Genomic DNA, 18,642 nt, shown 5'->3' with positions numbered 1-18,642 from the left:
ATGAACGGAGAGCCCGTCTCACTGGGCCTCCCCGAGGTACCGGTCCGACCGATCGCCGAGCGGCGCGCCAGCCGCCGGATCATGGTCGGACCGGTGGCGGTGGGAGGCGGCGCACCGGTGTCCGTGCAGTCGATGACGACGACACGGACCTCGGACATCGGGGCCACGCTGCAGCAGATCGCCGAACTGACCGCGTCCGGCTGTCAGATCGTGCGGGTGGCGTGCCCCACGCAGGACGACGCGGACGCGCTCGCGACCATCGCGCGCAAGTCGCAGATCCCTGTCATCGCGGACATCCACTTCCAGCCCAAGTACGTGTTCGCCGCCATCGACGCCGGGTGCGCGGCGGTGCGGGTGAACCCGGGCAACATCAAGAAGTTCGACGACCAGGTCAAGCAGATCGCGAAGGCGGCGGCCGACGCCGGTACGCCGATCAGGATCGGGGTCAACGCGGGGTCGCTCGACCGCCGGCTCCTGGAGAAGTACGGGAAGGCCACCCCGGAGGCGCTCGTCGAGTCGGCGCTGTGGGAGGCGTCGCTCTTCGAGGAGCACGGGTTCCGCGACCTCAAGATCTCCGTCAAGCACAACGACCCCGTGGTGATGGTCAACGCGTACCGGCAGCTCGCCGCCGCGTGCGACTACCCGCTGCACCTCGGGGTGACGGAGGCGGGCCCCGCCTTCCAGGGCACCATCAAGTCGGCCGTCGCCTTCGGCGCGCTGCTCTCCGAGGGCATCGGCGACACCATCCGCGTCTCGCTGTCCGCGCCGCCGGCCGAGGAGTGCAAGGTCGGCATCCAGATCCTGGAGTCGCTGGGGCTGCGGCAGCGGCGCCTGGAGATCGTCTCCTGTCCGTCCTGCGGGCGGGCCCAGGTGGACGTGTACAAGCTGGCCGACGAGGTGACCGCCGGGCTCGACGGCATGGAGGTGCCGCTGCGGGTGGCCGTCATGGGGTGTGTCGTGAACGGGCCGGGGGAGGCCCGCGAGGCCGATCTCGGTGTCGCGTCCGGCAACGGCAAGGGCCAGATCTTCGTCCGCGGCGAGGTCATCAAGACCGTGCCCGAGTCGAAGATCGTGGAGACGCTCATCGAGGAGGCGCTGAAGATCGCCGAACGGATGGAGAAGGACGGCGTCGCGTCGGGTGCGCCCGACGTCACCGTGAGCTGAGTGCTGGGTTGTGAGGTTCGACCACGAAGGGGGCTCGAGCGTGACGATTCTGGAAACCATCCGGGGGCCGCGCGATCTTAAGGCGCTGAGCGAGGAGGAGCTCGACGAACTGGCCGTTGAGATCAGGGAGTTCCTGATCCACGCGGTCGCCAGAACCGGCGGTCACCTGGGACCCAATCTGGGCGTGGTGGAACTCACCGTCGCGCTCCACCGGGTCTTCGAGTCGCCCGTCGACCGGCTCGTCTGGGACACCGGCCATCAGAGCTATGTGCACAAGCTCCTGACGGGCCGTCAGGACTTCAGCAAGCTGCGCGGCAAGGGCGGGCTGTCCGGCTACCCCTCGCGCGAGGAGTCCGAGCACGACATCGTCGAGAACAGCCACGCCTCCACCTCCCTCGGCTGGGCCGACGGACTCGCCAAGGCGCGGCAGGTGCAGGGGGAGCGCGGGCACGTCGTCGCGGTCATCGGTGACGGCGCGCTGACCGGCGGCATGGCCTGGGAGGCGCTGAACAACATCGCGGCGGCCAAGGACCGCCCGCTGATCATCGTGGTCAACGACAATGAGCGCTCCTACGCGCCCACCATCGGCGGCCTCGCCAACCACCTGGCGACCCTGCGCACGACCGACGGCTACGAGAAGGTGCTGGCCTGGGGCAAGGACGTCCTGCTGCGCACCCCCGTCGTCGGACACACCGTCTACGAGTCCCTGCACGGCGCCAAGAAGGGCTTCAAGGACGCGTTCGCCCCGCAGGGCATGTTCGAGGACCTGGGCCTGAAGTACGTGGGACCCATCGACGGGCACGACATCGGGGCCATGGAGTCCGCGCTGCGCCGCGCGAAACGCTTCCACGGGCCGGTCCTCGTGCACTGTCTGACCGAGAAGGGCCGCGGCTACGAGCCGGCGCTCGCGGACGAGGCCGACCGTTTCCACACCGTCGGCGTGATGGACCCCCTCACGTGCGAGCCGCTCGCCCCGGCAGGCGGCCCGTCCTGGACCTCGGTGTTCGGCGACGAGATCGCGGCGATCGGCCGGGAGCGCGCGGACGTCGTCGCCATCACCGCGGCCATGCTGCACCCGGTGGGCCTGACGAAGTTCGCCGCCGAGTTCCCCGACCGGGTGTGGGACGTCGGCATCGCCGAACAGCACGCCGCCGTCTCCGCCGCCGGGCTCGCCACCGGCGGACTGCACCCGGTCGTCGCCGTGTACGCGACCTTCCTCAACCGCGCCTTCGACCAGCTCCTCATGGACGTCGCCCTGCACAAGAGCGGCGTCACCTTCGTCCTCGACCGGGCCGGGATCACCGGCGTCGACGGCGCCTCGCACAACGGCATGTGGGACATGTCCGTGCTCCAGGTGGTGCCGGGGCTGCGGATCGCCGCGCCGCGCGACGCCGCCCAGCTCCGCGCCCAGCTGCGCGAGGCCGTCGCCGTGGACGACGCCCCGACCGTGCTGCGCTTCCCCAAGGAGTCCGTGGGCGCGCCGGTCCCGGCCGTCGACCGGGTGGGCGGCATCGACGTGCTGCACCGGTCCGACAACCCGCGCGTGCTGCTCGTGTCGGTCGGCGTGATGGCGCCGGTCTGCCTGCAGACCGCCGAACTGCTGGCGGCCCGCGGCATCAACTGCACGGTCGTCGACCCCCGTTGGGTCAAACCCGTCGACCCGGATCTCGCCCCGCTGGCGACCGGGTACGAACTCGTCGCCGTCGTCGAGGACAACAGCAGGGCCGCGGGAGTCGGCTCCGCGGTCGCCCTCGCGCTCGGCGACGCCGAAGTCGATGTGCCCGTACGGCGGTTCGGAATCCCCGAGCAGTTCCTCGCGCACGCCAAGCGCGGTGAAGTGCTGGCCGACATCGGTCTGACACCGGTGGAGATCGCCGGGCGGATCAGTACCTCCCTCAGTGTGAAGTCCGGCAAGGAGAACGACGCATGAGCAAGGAGTTCGACCTCCAGACGCTGCTCGCCGAGCGCGGCGCCGAACGGTACGAGCTGCACGCCAAGTACCTCAACCACCAGCTGCCGAAGATGCTGCACACCATCGGCTTCGACAAGGTCTACGAACGGGCCGAGGGCGCCCACTTCTGGGACGCGGACGGCAACGACTACCTGGACATGCTCGCCGGATTCGGTGTCATGGGCCTGGGTCGTCACCACCCCGTCGTCCGCAAGGCGCTGCACGACGTCCTCGACGCCTCCCTCGCCGACCTGACCCGGTTCGACTGCCAGCCGCTGCCGGGACTGCTCGCCGAGAAGCTGCTCACCCACAGCCCCCACCTGGACCGGGTGTTCTTCGGTAACAGCGGTACGGAAGCGGTCGAGACGGCGCTGAAGTTCGCCCGCTTCGCCACCGGGAAGCCGCGGGTGCTCTACTGCGCCCACGCCTTCCACGGTCTGACCACCGGCTCGCTGTCGGTCAACGGCGAGGACGGGTTCCGCGACGGGTTCGCCCCGCTGCTGCCCGACACCGCCGTCCCGCTCGGCGACCTCGACGCCCTGGCGCGGGAGCTGAAGAAGGGCGACGTCGCCGCGCTCATCGTCGAGCCCATCCAGGGCAAGGGCGTGTACGAGGCACCCCCCGGCTATCTGCGCGCCGCGCAGCAACTCCTGCACCAGCACAAGGCGCTGCTCATCGCCGACGAGGTGCAGACGGGCCTCGGCCGCACCGGCGACTTCTACGCGTACCAGCACGAGGACGGCGTCGAGCCGGACCTGGTGTGCGTGGCCAAGGCGCTGTCCGGCGGGTACGTGCCCGTGGGTGCCACGCTCGGCAAGGACTGGATCTTCAAGAAGGTCTACTCGTCCATGGACCGGGTCCTCGTCCACTCGGCCAGCTTCGGCTCCAACGCGCAGGCCATGGCCGCGGGCCTCGCCGTGCTCTCCGTGATGGAGGACGAGGAGACCGTCGCGAACGCCCGGGCCATGGGCGACCTGCTGAGGACCCGGCTCGCCGCGCTCATCGACCGCTACGAGCTGCTGAGCGACGTGCGCGGCCGCGGCCTGATGATCGGGATCGAGTTCGGCCGGCCCAAGTCGCTGAAGCTGCGCAGCCGCTGGACCATGCTGCAGGCCGCGCGCAAGGGCCTGTTCGCGCAGATGGTCGTGGTGCCGCTGCTGCAGAAGCACCGGATCCTCACCCAGGTCTCCGGCGACCATCTCGAAGTCATCAAGCTGATCCCGCCGCTCGTCCTCGACGAGGCGGACGTCGACCGGTTCGTCGAGGCGTTCACCGCCGTCATGGACGACGCGCACGGCGGTGGCGGGCTGATGTGGGACTTCGGGAAGACCCTGGTGAAGCAGGCGGTCGCCATCCGCTGACCGGGGCGAGGTCCGATTGCCTCAGGGGCTTGCCTCTGAGGCAATAAAGTTGCCTCTCGGGCAGGGCTCTGGCTGAATCGACGGTATGAGCCCCGCCCTCCCCGAGGAGGCTCCGGAACCCCCGGAGCTGCCTGCTGTCGCGCCCCAGCTGCGCGCCCTGCGCCGCCGTGCCTCCCTCACCCTGGAGGCCGCGGCCCGCACGGCCGGCCTGTCACCGGCCCACCTCTCCCGGCTGGAGACCGGACAGCGTCAGCCTTCGCTGCCGATGCTGCTCGCACTCGCCCGTACCTACGGTACGACGGTCTCCGAACTGCTCGGCGAGGCCCCCGCCGACCGTGACTCCGTCGTGCGCGCCGGGACCATGGAGCCGACCGAGGCGGGCGGCTGGACCTACGTCCAGGCCGGCGCCCCGGGCCGCGGCATGCAGGCGCTGCGCGTGCACGTCCCGTACGGCGCCCAGGGCGACATCGTGCGCGTCCACCCCGGCGAGGAATGGCTCTACGTCCTCGAAGGGCGGCTGAGGCTGCGCCTGGGGGACACCTCGTACCGGCTCGGACCGGGAGACAGCGCCCACTTCGACTCGCTCACCCCGCACCGCATCGCGGCCGCGGACACCGGCGGGTCCGACCTCCTCTTCGTCCACACCCTGCTGCAGAGCCCGACGACCGCACTGTGCCTGGGAGGCATGTCATGAGCGACGCAGAACGGCCGGGCGGCCGCGACATCGAGGACAAGCTGCCGCGCGGCATCTGGGTGCGGGTCCTGATCTACGTCTTCGTGGGACACGCCTTCGCCGCGTTCGTCTACCTGCTCTTCACGCTGGGCGGGAACCGCTGAGGCGGACCCTCCGGACGGATCAGACGACGAGGCGCTCGCGCAGCCGGTCGCGGGCGGCCGCGTCCAGCTTCAGGCCCTCCGCGAAGTAGCGGTCGGTGGTGCCCCACGTCTGCTCGATGGTCTCGAAGGCCGCGTGCAGGTACTCGGCGCGGGCGTCGAAGAGCGGCGCGAGCAGCTCCATGACCTCGGGGGAGTAGGCGTCGTCCGGGGTGGTGCCGTTGCGGCGGACCTTGTAGCGGCGGTGCTTCTCGTTCGACTTCAGGTAGTCCGCCTCGATGGCGTCCCGCTCGACGCCGACAGCGAGCAGCGTCACGGCGATCGACAGTCCCGCCCGGTCCTTGCCGGCCGCGCAGTGCATGAGGGCGGGCGTGCTGTCGTCGGCCATCGCGTGCAGCACCCGGCTGTGCTCGGCGGTGCGGTCGCCGATGATGCTCCGGTACGAGGTGATCATGCGCTGCGCCCCGCGCCCGTCGGAGAGCAGCGCACGCAGCTGGTCGGTGTCGCCGTCGCGGACCATCTTCCAGAACTCGGCGCCGTCGGCGGGGTCGGACAGCGGCAGGTTCACGTTGCGCACGCCGGGCAGCTCGACGTCGGCGCCCTCCAGCTTCTGGTCCGCCGCGTTGCGGAAGTCGAAGACGGTGTGCAGCCCGAGCGTGGTCAGGAACGCGGCGTCCTCGGCGGTGGCGTGCGCGAGGTGACCGCTGCGGAAGAGCACGCCGGGCCGTACGTGTCCGCCGTCCACGGTCGGAAGGCCGCCCACGTCGCGGAAATTGCGCACTGCGGTCAGTTCGGGCTCGGTGGACGGGGCGTGCTGCGTCACGTGGGGCTCCTCCGCATCGGGCGCGCCGGCGCCGCTCGCCGGTGGGCCTGCGTCTGACGATACGACATCGATTCCCCGGGCAACCATCCGTCTGTTTTGTCCAGTTTCGCGCCAACTATCCGTAAGTGAACGGAGATTGTGGACCTGTGCGTGAGCGGGCTCATAGCGGTGACGGTGCGTGGCGGTTTCCGGGAATGGCGAGCGGCGGAATTCCCGCAGGTATGGCGCTGGTAAAGGCGTGACGGCGACACAGGGTCACACAGGAATCCCTCAAATGATCACTGAGAAACCCCGGAAAGCGAATTCGCTGTTTGTCGCGGCAGGTTCCGCTGCCTTACGGTCACCCATCACACCGGACGGAACGCCTAGTCCTGCCGCCGCCCGGAATTCCCACCACGACCCGTGACGGCAGGAGCGGGGGACCCACAGGCAGTACGCCGCCGAGGGATTTCCCGACGTGGCTCGGGGTGCAGCCGGTCCTCTTCCCGGAATCCGGCCGGACATCTCCAGTCCGAACCCGACAGCTCACCTCGCAGGCGACGGAGAGGAAAAGCGTCATGTCCGCACAGGCGAAGCACCGCCGTCCGAAGACCCGCCGCGCCACCCGCGCCGCCGCCCTCGCCACTGTCGGAGGGGCCGCACTCGCGCTGCCCCTCATCGGTGCCACCGGAGCGCAGGCCGCCGACTCCGGCACCACCACGTACACGGTGAAGTCCGGCGACACCCTGGCGAAGATCGCCGAGAGCCAGCACGTCGACGGCGGCTGGCAGCAGCTCTACAAGGACAACAAGAACGTCATCGGCGCCAACGCGTCCCTGATCACGCCCGGTGTCAAGCTCACCGTCGGCGGCGCGGGCGGTACGGCCACGGCGACCACGGCCAGTGCCACCTCGACCGGCTCCGGTTACGTGAAGCCCGTCGAGGGCTCCGTCGGCACCCAGTACCACTCGTCCGGCGCCATGTGGTCCAGCGGCTACCACACGGGTACCGACTTCATCGTCGGCACCGGCACCCCGGTCAAGGCCGTGTCCAACGGCACCGTCGTCTCGGCGGGCGACGGCGGCGCGTACGGCAACCAGATCGTCATCAAGAACGCCGACGGCTACTGCGCCCAGTACGCGCACCTGTCCTCGCTCGGCGTCTCCGCCGGTCAGACGGTCACGGCGGGCCAGCAGATCGGGCTGTCCGGCGCGACCGGCAACGTCACCGGACCGCACCTGCACTTCGAGATCCGCACGACGGCCAGCTACGGCTCGGACGTCGACCCGGTCGCGTACCTGCGCGGTCACGGCGTCGGCATCTGACCCGTCCGCCCCCCCGTCCGCACCACGCGGCACACGGATCACACCCGGCTCCCAGATATTCCCTGGGGGTCGGGTGTGTTTTGTCACCACTCGTCAACCCCTGGTTACGGTCGCGTAGGTCACACCCGGGGGTGAAAGATGTGTGGTCGTGGCAAACGAATCGAGAGCACTCACGGACGCAGCGAACCAGGCCGACGCGACGGACACGCACGACAGCGGCCTGATCCGCTCGTACGCCGCGGTGGGAGACAGCTTCACCGAGGGCGTCGGGGATCCCGGGCCCGACGGGACCTTCGTCGGCTGGGCCGACCGGCTCGCCGTCCTCCTGGACGACCGGGCCCCCGAGGACACCTTCCAGTACGCGAACCTAGCCGTACGCGGCAAGCTCATCGACCAGATCATCGAGGACCAGATCCCGCGCGCCGTCGAGCTCGCCCCGGACCTGGTGAGCTTCGTCGCGGGCGGCAACGACATCATCCGGCCCGGCACCGACCCGGACGACGTGGCCGAGCGCTTCGAGAAGGCCGTGGTCCGGCTGACCGAGGCCGCGGGCACCGTCCTGGTCGCCACCGGCTTCGACACCCGTGACGTCGCCGTCCTCAAGCATCTGCGCGGCAAGATCGCCACGTACAACATGCACGTGCGGGCCATCGCCGACCGCCACGGCTGCGCGATGCTCGACCTGTGGTCGCTCAAGTCCATCCAGGACCGCAGGGCCTGGGACGAGGACCGGCTGCACCTCGCCGCCGAAGGACACACCCGGGTCGCGCTGCGCGCCGGCCAGGCCCTCGGCATCGAGGTGCCCGCCGACCCCGAGCAGTCCTGGCCGCTGCTGCCGCCGCGCGGCACGTTCGCCGTCCGGCGCGACGACATCCACTGGGCACGGGAGTTCCTGGTGCCGTGGATCGGGCGCCGGCTGCGCGGCGAGTCCTCCGGCGACCGGGCGCAGGCGAAGGGGTTCCTCGACCCGCACGAGATCAAGCTGCAGCTGGAGTCCGCTTCTTAGACGTCCCGGGCGTCCCAAGCGGCCAAGGTGCTTCAGGTGTCCTGAGGGTCCTGGGTCCCCTCGGGCTCGTGTGCTGGAGCGCGGTCAGCTCCTGGACGTCAACTCGGCTCGCTCAAGGCCCAGTTCGCGGGCGAGTGCCTCGTCCACCCACTCCTGGGCGCGGGCCCGGGACACCGCGCCCCCGTACGTCGTCATCTGCACGGCGAGGCCGTCGAGAAGGGCCGTCAGGCGCAGGGCCGTGCCCATCGGGTCGGGGCAGCGGAACTCGCCCGCAGCCACGCCTTCGGCGACGACCTCGGCGAGGGCCGCCTTCCACTGCCGGTCGAGATCGCGCGTGACCTCGCGCAGCGCGGGTTCGCGCAGGGCGGCGGCCCAGCCCTCGATCCACAGCCGCCAGCCCTTGGCCTGGCCGGTGGGCGCGTACCAGCGCACGGCGGCCCGCAGCCGCTTCAGCGCGGTGGTCCGCCGGCCGAGCAGCTTGCGGAGACGGGCCAGGTCGTCCTCGGCGGCGTGGGTGAAGGCGGCCGAGACGAGCTGCTCCTTCGTCGAGAAGTGGTACAGCACCAGCGCGTTGCTCACCCCGAGCGACGAGGCCACGTCGGCGATGCGCACGGCGGCCACTCCGCGCACCTCGATCTGCTCGATGGCGGCCCGCAGCAGTTCCGCCCGCCGCTCCGCCACGCTCAACCGGACTCTGGTCACCGGGCAACCCTAGTTGTTCGAGAGGCCCGGCGGGGCCGCCGTACCCGCGTGAGCACGGCGGCCCGGGGGCGGGGGTCAGCCGGCGGACCGCACCGCCGTGCGGATCACCTCGGCGACCTCCTTCGGCCGGGAGACGGCGATCGCGTGCGAAGCGCCGTCCACCTCGACGACGGTGGCGCCGGCGCGGGTGGCGCCGAACCGCTCGACCTCGGGGTTGATCGCCTCGTCGGCGCCGGCGATCACGGCCCACGACGGCGTGGTCCGCCAGGCCGCCGCGGACGCCTTCTCCTCGAACGCGGCCGCGGCGAGCGGGCGCTGGGCCACCGCGAGAACCGCGGTCGTCTCCACGGGCACGTCGGCGGCGAAGATCGCGGGGAAGGCGTCCTCGGCGATGGTGACCTCGACGGCGGGCTCGCCGTCCGGGGCCGGATACGTCCACTGCTTCAGATTGCTGACCAGCGGCGACGCGGGGAAGCGTCCCTGGAGCTCGCCCAGGCTCTCGCCCTCTTCGAGCACGTACGCGGCGACGTAGACCAGGCCGACGACGTTCTCCGCGGCACCGGCGACCGTGATCAGGGCGCCGCCGTAGGAGTGGCCGACGAGCACGACGGGGCCGTCGATCCGGGCCACGAGCGAGGCGATGTACGCGGCGTCGGCGGCGAGACCGCGCAGCGGGTTGGGCGGGGCGATCACCGGGATGCCGTCACTCTGCAGCTCGGCGATGACACCGGACCAGCTCGCGGCGTCGGCGAAGGCGCCGTGGACCAGGACGACGGTCGGGGTGGGGTGGGGCATGAGGGGTCCTTCGGGGAGGCCGTGGGTGTCAGGCGGTGTGCAGGGCGGAGCGCAGGGTGCTGATCGCCAGCGCGATCGCGGCCTCGGCGGCGTGCGTCCCGCGCAGCGCGTTGAGCATCACGAAGTCGTGGATGATGCCCTGGAAGCGGACGGCGGTGACCGGGACGCCCGCCTCGCGCAGCTTGTTCGCGTACGCCTCGCCCTCGTCGCGCAGCACGTCGGCCTCGCCGGTGATGACCAGGGCCTTCGGGAGACCGGTCAGCTGCTCGGTGGTGGCGCGCAGCGGCGACGCGGTGATCTGGGCGCGCTCGGCCTCGTCGGTCGTGTACTGGTCCCAGAACCACTGCATGCCGTCGCGGCGCAGGAAGTAGCCGGTGGCGAACTGCTCGTAGGAGCCGGTGTCGAAGGCCGCGTCGGTCACCGGGTAGAAGAGGACCTGCTGGAGCAGCGGGACGCCGCCGCGCTGCTTGGCCATGAGCGTGAGGGCGGCGGTCATGTTGCCGCCCACCGAGTCACCGGCGACGGCCAGCCGGTCCCCGTCGAGGTCCTTGGACGCGCCCTGGTCCACGATCCAGCGGGCGACGGCGAAGTTCTGCTCGATGGCGACCGGGTAGCGGGCCTCGGGCGAGAGGTCGTACTCGGGGAAGACGACGGCCGCGCCCGCGCCGACGGCGAGTTCGCGCACCAGCCGGTCGTGGGTGTGGGCGTTGCCGAAGACCCAGCCGGCGCCGTGGATGTACAGGACGACCGGAAGGACGCCCTCGGCGCCCGCGGGCCGGACGATACGGGCGCGGACGCGGCCCGTGGGGCCGCCCTCGACGGTGATCCACTCCTCGTCGACCCCGGGCAGCTCGACCGGGCCCGACTGCACGTCGTCGACGGCCTTGCGGCCCTCCTCGGGGTGCAGCTGGAAGAGGTAGGGCGGGTTGGCGGTGGCCTCGGCGAAGGCGGTCGCCGCGGGTTCGAGTACCGGATCGACGGACATGGGTGTGCTCCTGAAGGTCAGGGGGTGGCTGACGCCGGTCCGGACGGACCGTGTCCCTGGACGCTAGGCGCGCCCGGCGGGCGGCAGTTGACCGCGAGCGCACCGGCCCTGTCCCGACCGTGCACGTCCGGTGGGGAGTGACCGGATTGGCCTGATGGCGACTGTTAACACGCCCGATGCCCGCAACCGCCCCGCCCCTCCTAGAATCAAGAGTTGATCATGTGCGTGTGGGAGTAGTGGTGTCAGAGGATCGAACGCCGTTCGGGGCGTTGTTGCGGGATCTGCGCGTGGCCAGGTCGCTCACCATCGAAGGGCTCGCCGAGGCCTCGGGCATGAGCGTGCGCGGCATCGGCGACCTGGAGCGCGGACGGCGCGCGGCCCCGCAGCGGCGCACCGTGGCCGCGCTCGCGGACGGTCTGGGCCTGGCCGAGGCCGAGCGGGAGAAGCTGCTCGCGGCGGCCAGGACCGGCCGGGCCACCGGCTACAGCCCGGCCGGTGTGCGCGCGTTCCCGCGCGGCGTCGACGACTTCGTGGGCCGCGAGCCCGAGCTGCGCCGGCTCGCAGGTCTGGCCGCCGAGGACCGCGCGCCCGGCGCGCAGGCCGTCGTCGTCGCCGTGTCCGGCGCCCCCGGCGCGGGCAAGACGACGTTCGCGCTGCACGCCTCGCGGCAGCTCGCCGGGGACTTCCCGCACGGCCAGCTGATGATCGACCTGTCCGGCACGGACGAGGAGCCGCCGCCCGCCGCCGAGCTGATGGTCTCCGTGCTCAAGGCGCTCGGCACCCCGGACCGCGACCTCGCCAAGGCGGGCTCCACAGGCCGTCCCGAGCTGTACCGGCGCGTCCTCGCCGAGCGGCGCTGCCTGCTGGTGCTCGACAACGCCCGCGACGAGGCGCAGGTCCGGCCGCTGCTGCCGGGCTCGGGCCCGGCCGTGGTGATCGTCACCAGCCGGCGCATGCTGACCGGACTGGACGCCGTGCACCGCATCCCGCTCGGCGAGCTGAGCCCGGGCGAGGCCGCCGAGTTCCTCACCCTGCTGATCGGCAAGGAGCGCGCGGCGGCGGAACCGGACGCCCTCGCCGACGTCGCCCGCCGCTGCGGCCATCTCGCCCTCGCCCTGCGCATCGCGGGCAACTGGCTGGCCACCCGCACCGGCTGGACCGTGCGCCGGCTCGCCGACCGGCTCGGGCACGCGGAGCGCAGGCTCGACGCGCTGACCGCGGGGGACGTCCGGGTGAGCGGCGCCTTCGACCTCTCCTACCGCCAGCTCACGGCGACGGCCGCCCGGATGTTCCGGCGCCTGGCCCTGGTCCCCGGCCCGGACGCGAGCGCCGCGCTCGCCGCGCAGCTCACCGGGCAGGAGCTGTTCGACGCCGAGGACACCCTGGAGGAACTGGTCGAGGCCGGACTGCTCGGCTCGCGCGCGGACCGCTACCGGCTGCACGACCTGCTGCGCCTGTACGCGCAGGCGCGCCTGGCCGCCGAGGAGTTCGGGCCCGCCGCCGACGCCTCCCGGCAGGCGCTGCACCACTGGCTCCTGGAGACCGCGGTGGTCGCGGGCCGCTGGTACGAGCCCGACCACGGGGCGCCGCCCGCCTCCTGGCGGGGCACCGTCGACCTGTCCAGCGCGGAGCGGGCCCGGCACTGGCTGCAGGCCGAGGGCGCCAACTGGCTCGCCGCGCTGCGGGCCGCCGCGCGCGACGGCGACCACGCCACGGTGGTCCGGGTGGCGGAGGCGCTGCACTGGTTCTCCGACCAATGGGTGTTCTGGGGGCACTGGCCGGAGCTCTTCGGCACGGCGGCGCGCAGCGCGCAGGCCCTCGGTGACCCGCTCGTCGAGGCGACCCAGCTCAACTACCACGCGTGGGCGGTCACCCTGTGCGAGGGCAGGCCGCGCGACAGCCTGCCGCTGTCCGCCGCGGCGCTGGCGGCGGCCCGGCGGGCGGGCGATCCCGTACAGCAGGCGTGGGCGCACCAGTACACGTCCTGGGCGCACCGCCTCCTGCGCGAGCCGCAGGAAGCGTTCGAGGCGGCGGACCGGGCCGCGGAGATGTTCCGCGAGGCCGGCGACGACCTCGGGCTGCTCCAGGTGCTGCACCACCGGGCGCTGATCCTGGAGGCCGAGCAGCGGGACGAGGAGGCGCTGACGGCGTTCCAGGAGGTCGTCGCCTTCCTGGACGAGGCCGGCGACGCGGTGGAGCCCCACAGCGCCACCATCACCCGGCTCGGTCTGCTCTCCGGCATCGGCCAGTGCTCGGGGCGGCTGGGCCGCTGGGACGAGGCGGTCGGGCATCTGGAGGCGGCCGTCGCCCTGTGCCGGTCGTCGGGGAACATCGGCCTCGAGGGGCGCAATCTGCTGCATCTGGTCGACGCCCTGCTGGCCGCCGGGCGGCCGGAGCAGGCCCGGGAGGCCCTCGCGCACTGTGCCGGGCTCGGCGCCGACGCCCATCCGGAGATCGTCGCCCGCGCGCGTGAGCGGCTCGCGGAGTGGGAGGACCGGACGGCCCGCTCCTCCGCCGCGTCCGCGTAGGCGTTCGTGCCGCTTGTTTCTGCCTCCTTTGTGCCTGGAGTCCGGCACCGGGCGCCGCTTGACTGGTGGGACGGGGTGACCACGGGTGAAGAGGAGAGCCTGGTTGAGCCTGTTTCTGACCACTGAAGCGACGCCCGCCGGGGAGCGGCTCGCTCGATGGCGCGAGATCGTCGGCCGGGCCGTGGTGCCGATGCGGGTGACGCCGCACGCGCCGGACGGGGGAGGGGCAGGAGGCGACGGGCCGCTCTCGGGCCGGATCGTCGCCGACCGGCTCGGACCGCTGCGGCTGTCCACGATCGAGGCCGACGCCCACCGACTGATCCGCACCCGGTCGGACGTCGCGCGCTCGCCGCGGCCGTTCGTCGCGGCGCACGTCCAGACGTCCGGCCGGGCCGAACTCCGGCAGGACGGCCGCACCGCCACCGTGGAGGCGGGCGGGCTCCTGGTCCACGACACGGCGCGGCCGTACACCCTGGACTTCCCGGAACCGTTCGCGTGCCGGATCGTCCTGCTGCCGCGGCACGCCCTCGACCTGCCCGACGACGACCTGCGCCGCGTCACCGGCACCGCTGTCGGCACCGATGCGGGCGTCGGCGCGATCCTCATGCCGTTCCTCGCGACGCTGGTGGCGTCGGCGCCGTCCTGCCCGCCCGCGATCGCCGACCGGCTCGCCGCGGGCGCCCTGGACCTGTTCGGCACCCTGGTCGCCGAACGGGCACGGCCGGTGGACGGCGCGCGGGACGACCTGGTGCGGCGCATCCGGGACCACATCGACCGCCATCTGGCCGACCCGGAACTCTCCCCGGAGACGGTCGCAGCCGCCCATCACATCTCCGTGCGCTACCTGCACCGCCTCTTCGAGAAGGAGAACATCACCGTCGGCCGGCTCATCCAGCGGCGCCGACTGGCCCGCTGCGCGCGGGAGCTGCTGCGCGGCGGCGCCGCCGGGCCCGGCGTGGCGGCGGTGGCGCACCGGTGGGGGTTCGTCAGCTCCGCGCACTTCAGCCGGTCGTTCCGCGGGGTGTACGGGCATTCCCCACGCGAGTGGCGGGCCTTGAAGTCGGCGGCCGTCAGCGGCGCCGCGGACGAGGTCGCCGCACTTGAGCCGATCGGACACTGAGGGGCACGCGCGCGTGCGCAGGCTGACCGCTGCCGGCACCGCTCGTGCGGCCGCGCGAGCACCGTCACCGGTACCGGCCGAACCGCTCATCGAGCACGGGCAGCCGGTCGGCGACGATCGCGTGCGCGGCGGCCCGCGGCGTCGTCCCGTCGGCCTCGGCGCGGGCCAGCACCACGTCGATGAGCGCGCGCATGGCACGCCGCGTGTGGCCGAACGCCTCGTCCGCGTCGGCGCCGATGTCGCCGAAGAGGGTCCACCACCACCAGGCGTTCGTCCCGGAGTTGACGACCACGTCGGGCAGGACCGTGACGCCGCGTGCCGCGAGCAGCCCCTCCGCCTCGGGGAGGACCGGCATGTTGGCGGCCTCGACGATCCAGCGGGCGGTGATCCGCCGCTGGTTCGCGGTGTCGATCGCGTACGAGACGGCGGCCGGGACCAGGACGTCCGCGTCGGCCGCCAGCCAGGCGTCGCCCGGCAGCTCACGGTCCCCGGGCCGCAGGGTCGAGCGGTCCACGCTGCCGTACGCGTCGCGGGCCGCGAGCAGCGCCTCCACGTCGAGGCCGTCCGGGTTCGCGACCGTCCCCCTGAGGTCGGCGACCGCGACCACCCGCAAGCCCGCGCGCGCGAGGAACCGGGCCGTGGCGCCGCCCATGGTGCCCAGCCCCTGCAGTGCGACGCGGGTGCCCTCGTACGGGACACGCGCGCGGTCGAGCGCCGCCAGCACCGACTCGGCGACACCGCAGCCGCCCACGAGCCCGTCGAGGCCGATGCCGTCCACGTCGACGGCGAACGCGGCGGCGAGCCGCGCCCGCGCGGCCGCCTCGTCGTCGAGCAGCGGGTACACCGCCTGGATCGACGAGACGAGGCCCGCCTCGGCCGCCGCCCTGTCGACCAGGTCCTGGGTGAGCCCCAGGTCCTCGCCCGTCGTCCAGAAGGACTCGATGTACGGGCGCATCGCCTTCAGGTAGCGCACCAGGACGCCGTACGCGCCCGGGTCCCGCGGATCGCAGTCGATGCCGCCCTTCGCGCCGCCGAGCGGGACGTAGCGGGCCCGCGGGTCGTAGTGCAGCGCCTCCTTCATCGTCATGCCGCGCGCGAGCCCGGCGACCTCGTCGAGGGTGCAGCCCGGACGCATCCGCAGGCCACCGCTGGCCACGCCGCGGACCAGCCGGTCGACCACCAGGTAGCCCTTGCGGCCGCTGACGTGGTCGGTCCAGGTCAGCTCGATCAGCGGGCTTGCGGGCAGGTCCGGCACGGTTTCCTCCAGGAGACATACTGAATGGCCGGTCAGTATCACGAGTGGTCGTGAGCCCTGTCAACGCGTGTGCCCCCGGAGCGGGGACGAACCGGGGGCGCCGTGCGTTGTCGGTGGGGTTGCCCATAATGGAAACCCTGATCGATCAATGGGAGGCGCCGTGTCACGTTCACTGAGTTCCGGGCTGCGCTCGCTGCAACCGGCCGCTTTCGGTGCCGAGCCCACCGGTGCGCGCCTGGAGCGCATCCGAAGGTCGCCGAACTTCGCGGACGGCTCCTTCCAGAACCCGGAGGGCGCCCGCACCCGCCCCGACGGCTCCATGATCGAGTTCGCGAAGGTCTACTTCCGCAAGGAGGAGCGCGTCCTGCGCGCGCCCGCGGGGACCGTGCCCGTCCACCCCACGACCCTCGCCGACCTGTCGAAGCCGTCGGCGAGCGGCCTGCGCATCACATGGATGGGCCACTCCAGCGTGCTGGCCGAGATCGACGGGGCGCGGGTGCTCTTCGACCCCGTCTGGGGCGACCGCTGCTCCCCCTTCCCCTTCGCGGGTCCCAAGCGGCTGCACCCCGCGCCGCTGCCGCTCGCCGCGCTCGGCCCGGTCGACGTGGTGGTCATCTCCCACGACCACTACGACCACCTGGACATGCCCACGATCAAGGCGCTGGCCGACACCGACACCGTCTTCGCGGTCCCGCTCGGTGTGGGTGCCCACCTGGAGCACTGGGGCGTGCCCGCGGACCGGCTGCGCGAGCTCGACTGGAACGAGAAGACCGAGGTCGCCGGGGTGACGCTCACGGCGACCCCCGCCCGCCACTTCTGCGGCCGCGGCCTGCGCAACGCCCAGCACACGCTGTGGGCGTCCTGGGTGGTCGCCGGTCCTGACCACCGCGTCTACCACAGCGGCGACACCGGCTACTTCCAGGGCTTCAAGGAGATCGGCGCGGAGCACGGCCCGTTCGACGTGACCATGATCCAGATCGGGGCGTACTCCGAGTACTGGCCCGACATCCACATGACGCCCGAGGAGGGCATGCGCGCCCACCTGGACCTCCAGGGCGGCCCGGTGTCCGGGCCGATGCTGCCGATCCACTGGGGGACGTTCAATCTGGCGCCGCACCCGTGGACCGAGCCGGGCGAGCACTCCGCCGACGCGGCCCGGCGCAGCGCCGCCCGGGTCGCCCTCCCGCGCCCGGGTGAGCCGTTCGAGCCGTCGGCCGAGTCACTGCCCACCGACCGCTGGTGGCGCCCTGCCGCCACGGTGCCGGCGGGGGGCTGGCCGGTGGCGGACGCGGGGGAGGCGGAGGTGGTGGTGGCCGGGTAGGTTCCGGTCCGGGGGGCCGTCCCCCGGCCGCGTCGCCCGCCCCGGAGGGCGGCTCAACCCCTGCCCAACGCCCTTTCGAGAAGCGGCAGCAGCCGGTCCCAGTGCCGCCGCAGACCCTTCGCGTCGTACGCGGAGGTGTCCGACATCGTGAAACCGTGGACGGTGCCGGGATAGATCTCCGTCGACGCGGTGTGGCCCGCCGCCGTCAGAGCCCGGTCGAGTGCGTCCAGCGACCCGGGGGTCATGTCGCCCTCGGCCAGGCCGAGATGGATCTCCCCGGTGATCGCGGAGAACCGGAGATGCGGACTGTCCGCCGCGTCCGTGACCAGGGCCCCGGGGTGGAACCCGGCGACGGCCGCGACCCGGTCGGGCCGGGCCGCGGCGGTGCGCAGGGCCAGAGCGGCGCCCATGCAGTACCCGACCGCCGCGACCGGGCCGCCGTCCACCTCGGCCTGCTCGGCGAGGAACGCGAGAAAGGCATCGGCGTCCCGCAGCGCGCGCTCCGCGGTGTGCGCCTGGATCATCGGCCACAACGTCTCGAACAGCACGGGCCGGGAGGCTTCGTCGATGTGCTCGGGGAGGTCGACCACCGGAGACGGTGAGTTCCGGTGGAAGACGTTCGGCACGAGCACGTAGTAGCCGTGGGACGCCAGCTCGCGGGCCTTGCGCTCCAACTCGGGACGCAGGCCGAAGGCGTCCATGTACAGCAGCACCGCGGGATACCGCACGCCGTGCTCGGGAAAGGCGGCGAAGGCGTCGGCCGGGCCGTCGGGGGTGGGGATCAACAGGGTCTTGGTGGGCAAAGTCTTCCTCTCCTATCGACATCCCAGGCTAGCCCCGGTGGGCGCACGGCCGACGGGGCCTCACCCCGCGGACCGCGAACCCGCCGCCACACAGAACTCGTTGCCCTCCGGATCCGCCATCACGACGTGGTGACCGTCGAACGTCGCCACGATCGAGCCGCCCGCCCGTGCCAACCGCTCCGCCTCGGCCACGATGCGGGACCAGCGCTCCTCCGGTGAGCCGTGGCCCGGCACCCGGACGTCGATGTGCAGCCGGTTCTTCGCCGTCTTCGGCTCGCGCACCTTCAGGATCGACAGCCGCGGCCCGACCCCGTCCGGGTCGCACAGCCACGCGCCGTCGTCCTCCTCCTCGTCCTCGGGCGGCCCGAAGGACGCGACCCACTCCTCGCGTGTCGCGAACGGCGCGGGCGGTGGCTCGTCCACGTAACCGAGCGCCGTCTTCCAGAAGTCGGCGAGCACGGTCGCGTCGGTGCAGTCGAGCGTGAGGTCGAATCTCGTGGCCATGAGAGCCGACCGTACGCGTGACCACTGACAATCCGGTCCGCCTCACCGCAACCCCGCCGGATATCGCTCTGGAGTGCGAGAACTCATACCAGAGCGGGACCTCGGCCGCCCGAGTTTGGCAACTGCCCACCGCACTCACGACCTCGACGACTACCGTGAGTGGCCGCCGAGCGACGCCCGGTCGTC

17 protein-coding genes and 1 riboswitch are annotated in these 18,642 nt (G+C 72.4%); of the genes, 10 read left to right on the top strand and 7 right to left on the bottom strand.

What is annotated here, in order from left to right:
* The 5 genes from ispG to ABT127_RS11255 all read left to right on the top strand — a co-directional run bounded on the left by ispG (position 1) and on the right by ABT127_RS11255 (position 5,313).
* The gene (gene ispG, locus ABT127_RS11275; RefSeq protein WP_351447134.1) at positions 1-1,164 is read left to right on the top strand and encodes a flavodoxin-dependent (E)-4-hydroxy-3-methylbut-2-enyl-diphosphate synthase; all 1,164 of its coding nucleotides are present in this window, start codon (positions 1-3) and stop codon (positions 1,162-1,164) included.
* Between the two features lie 40 nt (positions 1,165-1,204).
* Complete coding sequence (gene dxs, locus ABT127_RS11270; protein ID WP_351447131.1) at positions 1,205-3,094, top strand: 1-deoxy-D-xylulose-5-phosphate synthase; 1,890 nt, start codon at positions 1,205-1,207, stop codon at positions 3,092-3,094.
* Complete coding sequence (locus ABT127_RS11265) at positions 3,091-4,476, top strand: aspartate aminotransferase family protein (RefSeq protein WP_351447128.1); 1,386 nt, start codon at positions 3,091-3,093, stop codon at positions 4,474-4,476. Before dxs ends, ABT127_RS11265 begins: the two co-directional genes overlap by 4 nt.
* A gap of 85 nt (positions 4,477-4,561) precedes the next feature.
* Positions 4,562-5,170 (top strand): helix-turn-helix domain-containing protein, encoded by a 609-nt coding sequence (locus ABT127_RS11260; RefSeq protein WP_351447125.1) that lies wholly within the window; start codon positions 4,562-4,564, stop codon positions 5,168-5,170.
* The gene (locus tag ABT127_RS11255; protein WP_181512453.1) at positions 5,167-5,313 is read left to right on the top strand and encodes a DUF6126 family protein; all 147 of its coding nucleotides are present in this window, start codon (positions 5,167-5,169) and stop codon (positions 5,311-5,313) included. Before ABT127_RS11260 ends, ABT127_RS11255 begins: the two co-directional genes overlap by 4 nt.
* A gap of 19 nt (positions 5,314-5,332) precedes the next feature.
* Here ABT127_RS11255 and ABT127_RS11250 read toward each other — a convergent pair whose 3' ends face one another.
* Positions 5,333-6,133 carry a tyrosine-protein phosphatase gene (locus tag ABT127_RS11250; RefSeq protein ID WP_351447122.1) on the bottom strand — a complete coding sequence of 267 codons (801 nt, stop codon included), beginning with the start codon at positions 6,131-6,133 and terminating at the stop codon, positions 5,333-5,335.
* 381 nt (positions 6,134-6,514) lie between these two features.
* A riboswitch (cyclic di-AMP (ydaO/yuaA leader) is annotated at positions 6,515-6,687 on the top strand.
* A 3-nt stretch (positions 6,688-6,690) separates the two neighbouring features.
* Here ABT127_RS11250 and ABT127_RS11245 point away from each other — a divergent pair.
* Together ABT127_RS11245 and ABT127_RS11240 are read left to right on the top strand one after the other, a co-directional pair.
* On the top strand, positions 6,691-7,437 hold the full coding sequence (locus tag ABT127_RS11245) for a peptidoglycan DD-metalloendopeptidase family protein (protein ID WP_351447119.1): 747 nt from the start codon (positions 6,691-6,693) through the stop codon (positions 7,435-7,437).
* A 220-nt stretch (positions 7,438-7,657) separates the two neighbouring features.
* Positions 7,658-8,443 (top strand): SGNH/GDSL hydrolase family protein, encoded by a 786-nt coding sequence (locus tag ABT127_RS11240; RefSeq protein WP_351447250.1) that lies wholly within the window; start codon positions 7,658-7,660, stop codon positions 8,441-8,443.
* An 84-nt stretch (positions 8,444-8,527) separates the two neighbouring features.
* On the opposite strand, the gene ABT127_RS11235 is transcribed toward ABT127_RS11240, so the two are convergent.
* From ABT127_RS11235 to ABT127_RS11225, 3 genes are all read right to left on the bottom strand, one after another.
* The gene (locus ABT127_RS11235) at positions 8,528-9,145 is read right to left on the bottom strand and encodes a TetR/AcrR family transcriptional regulator (protein WP_351447117.1); all 618 of its coding nucleotides are present in this window, start codon (positions 9,143-9,145) and stop codon (positions 8,528-8,530) included.
* A gap of 75 nt (positions 9,146-9,220) precedes the next feature.
* Complete coding sequence (locus ABT127_RS11230; RefSeq protein WP_351447114.1) at positions 9,221-9,940, bottom strand: alpha/beta fold hydrolase; 720 nt, start codon at positions 9,938-9,940, stop codon at positions 9,221-9,223.
* Between the two features lie 28 nt (positions 9,941-9,968).
* A complete protein-coding gene (locus tag ABT127_RS11225; protein WP_351447111.1) occupies positions 9,969-10,925 on the bottom strand; it encodes an alpha/beta hydrolase in 957 nt (318 codons plus the stop codon).
* A gap of 239 nt (positions 10,926-11,164) precedes the next feature.
* On the opposite strand from ABT127_RS11225, the gene ABT127_RS11220 reads away from it, so the two are divergent.
* The gene (locus tag ABT127_RS11220) at positions 11,165-13,453 is read left to right on the top strand and encodes an ATP-binding protein (RefSeq protein ID WP_351447108.1); all 2,289 of its coding nucleotides are present in this window, start codon (positions 11,165-11,167) and stop codon (positions 13,451-13,453) included.
* A gap of 103 nt (positions 13,454-13,556) precedes the next feature.
* Entirely contained in the window at positions 13,557-14,573 is a 1,017-nt protein-coding gene (locus tag ABT127_RS11215; protein ID WP_351447105.1) for an AraC-like ligand-binding domain-containing protein, read from the top strand.
* Positions 14,574-14,637: 64 nt separating this feature from the next.
* Here the strand turns inward: ABT127_RS11215 and ABT127_RS11210 are convergent, their stop codons facing one another.
* Positions 14,638-15,828: a glutamate dehydrogenase gene (locus ABT127_RS11210; RefSeq protein WP_502971680.1), complete on the bottom strand. Its 1,191-nt coding sequence runs from the start codon at positions 15,826-15,828 to the stop codon at positions 14,638-14,640.
* 148 nt (positions 15,829-15,976) lie between these two features.
* On the opposite strand from ABT127_RS11210, the gene ABT127_RS11205 reads away from it, so the two are divergent.
* The gene (locus tag ABT127_RS11205; RefSeq protein ID WP_351447102.1) at positions 15,977-17,149 is read left to right on the top strand and encodes an MBL fold metallo-hydrolase; all 1,173 of its coding nucleotides are present in this window, start codon (positions 15,977-15,979) and stop codon (positions 17,147-17,149) included.
* A 53-nt stretch (positions 17,150-17,202) separates the two neighbouring features.
* Here ABT127_RS11205 and ABT127_RS11200 read toward each other — a convergent pair whose 3' ends face one another.
* Both ABT127_RS11200 and ABT127_RS11195 read right to left on the bottom strand, forming a co-directional pair.
* On the bottom strand, positions 17,203-17,952 hold the full coding sequence (locus tag ABT127_RS11200; RefSeq protein ID WP_351447100.1) for a dienelactone hydrolase family protein: 750 nt from the start codon (positions 17,950-17,952) through the stop codon (positions 17,203-17,205).
* A gap of 60 nt (positions 17,953-18,012) precedes the next feature.
* Entirely contained in the window at positions 18,013-18,456 is a 444-nt protein-coding gene (locus ABT127_RS11195) for a VOC family protein (protein ID WP_351447097.1), read from the bottom strand.
* Positions 18,457-18,642 lie beyond the last annotated feature (186 nt).

It is taken from the genome of Streptomyces sp. NPDC001904, from assembly GCF_040297005.1.
Lineage (GTDB): Bacteria > Actinomycetota > Actinomycetes > Streptomycetales > Streptomycetaceae > Streptomyces.
Note: the sequence above shows the minus strand (reverse complement) of the source record. Positions and strands in the feature narration are given on the sequence as shown.

Coding starts and splice junctions, on each gene's coding strand:
- ispG (WP_351447134.1), top strand. CDS start 1: ATGAACGGAGAGCCCGTCTCACTGGGCCTCCCCGAGGTACCGGTCCGA.
- ABT127_RS11265 (WP_351447128.1), top strand. CDS start 3,091: ATGAGCAAGGAGTTCGACCTCCAGACGCTGCTCGCCGAGCGCGGCGCC.
- ABT127_RS11260 (WP_351447125.1), top strand. CDS start 4,562: ATGAGCCCCGCCCTCCCCGAGGAGGCTCCGGAACCCCCGGAGCTGCCT.
- ABT127_RS11255 (WP_181512453.1), top strand. CDS start 5,167: ATGAGCGACGCAGAACGGCCGGGCGGCCGCGACATCGAGGACAAGCTG.
- ABT127_RS11245 (WP_351447119.1), top strand. CDS start 6,691: ATGTCCGCACAGGCGAAGCACCGCCGTCCGAAGACCCGCCGCGCCACC.
- ABT127_RS11230 (WP_351447114.1), bottom strand. CDS start 9,940: ATGCCCCACCCCACCCCGACCGTCGTCCTGGTCCACGGCGCCTTCGCC.
- ABT127_RS11225 (WP_351447111.1), bottom strand. CDS start 10,925: ATGTCCGTCGATCCGGTACTCGAACCCGCGGCGACCGCCTTCGCCGAG.
- ABT127_RS11205 (WP_351447102.1), top strand. CDS start 15,977: ATGGGAGGCGCCGTGTCACGTTCACTGAGTTCCGGGCTGCGCTCGCTG.
- ABT127_RS11195 (WP_351447097.1), bottom strand. CDS start 18,456: ATGGCCACGAGATTCGACCTCACGCTCGACTGCACCGACGCGACCGTG.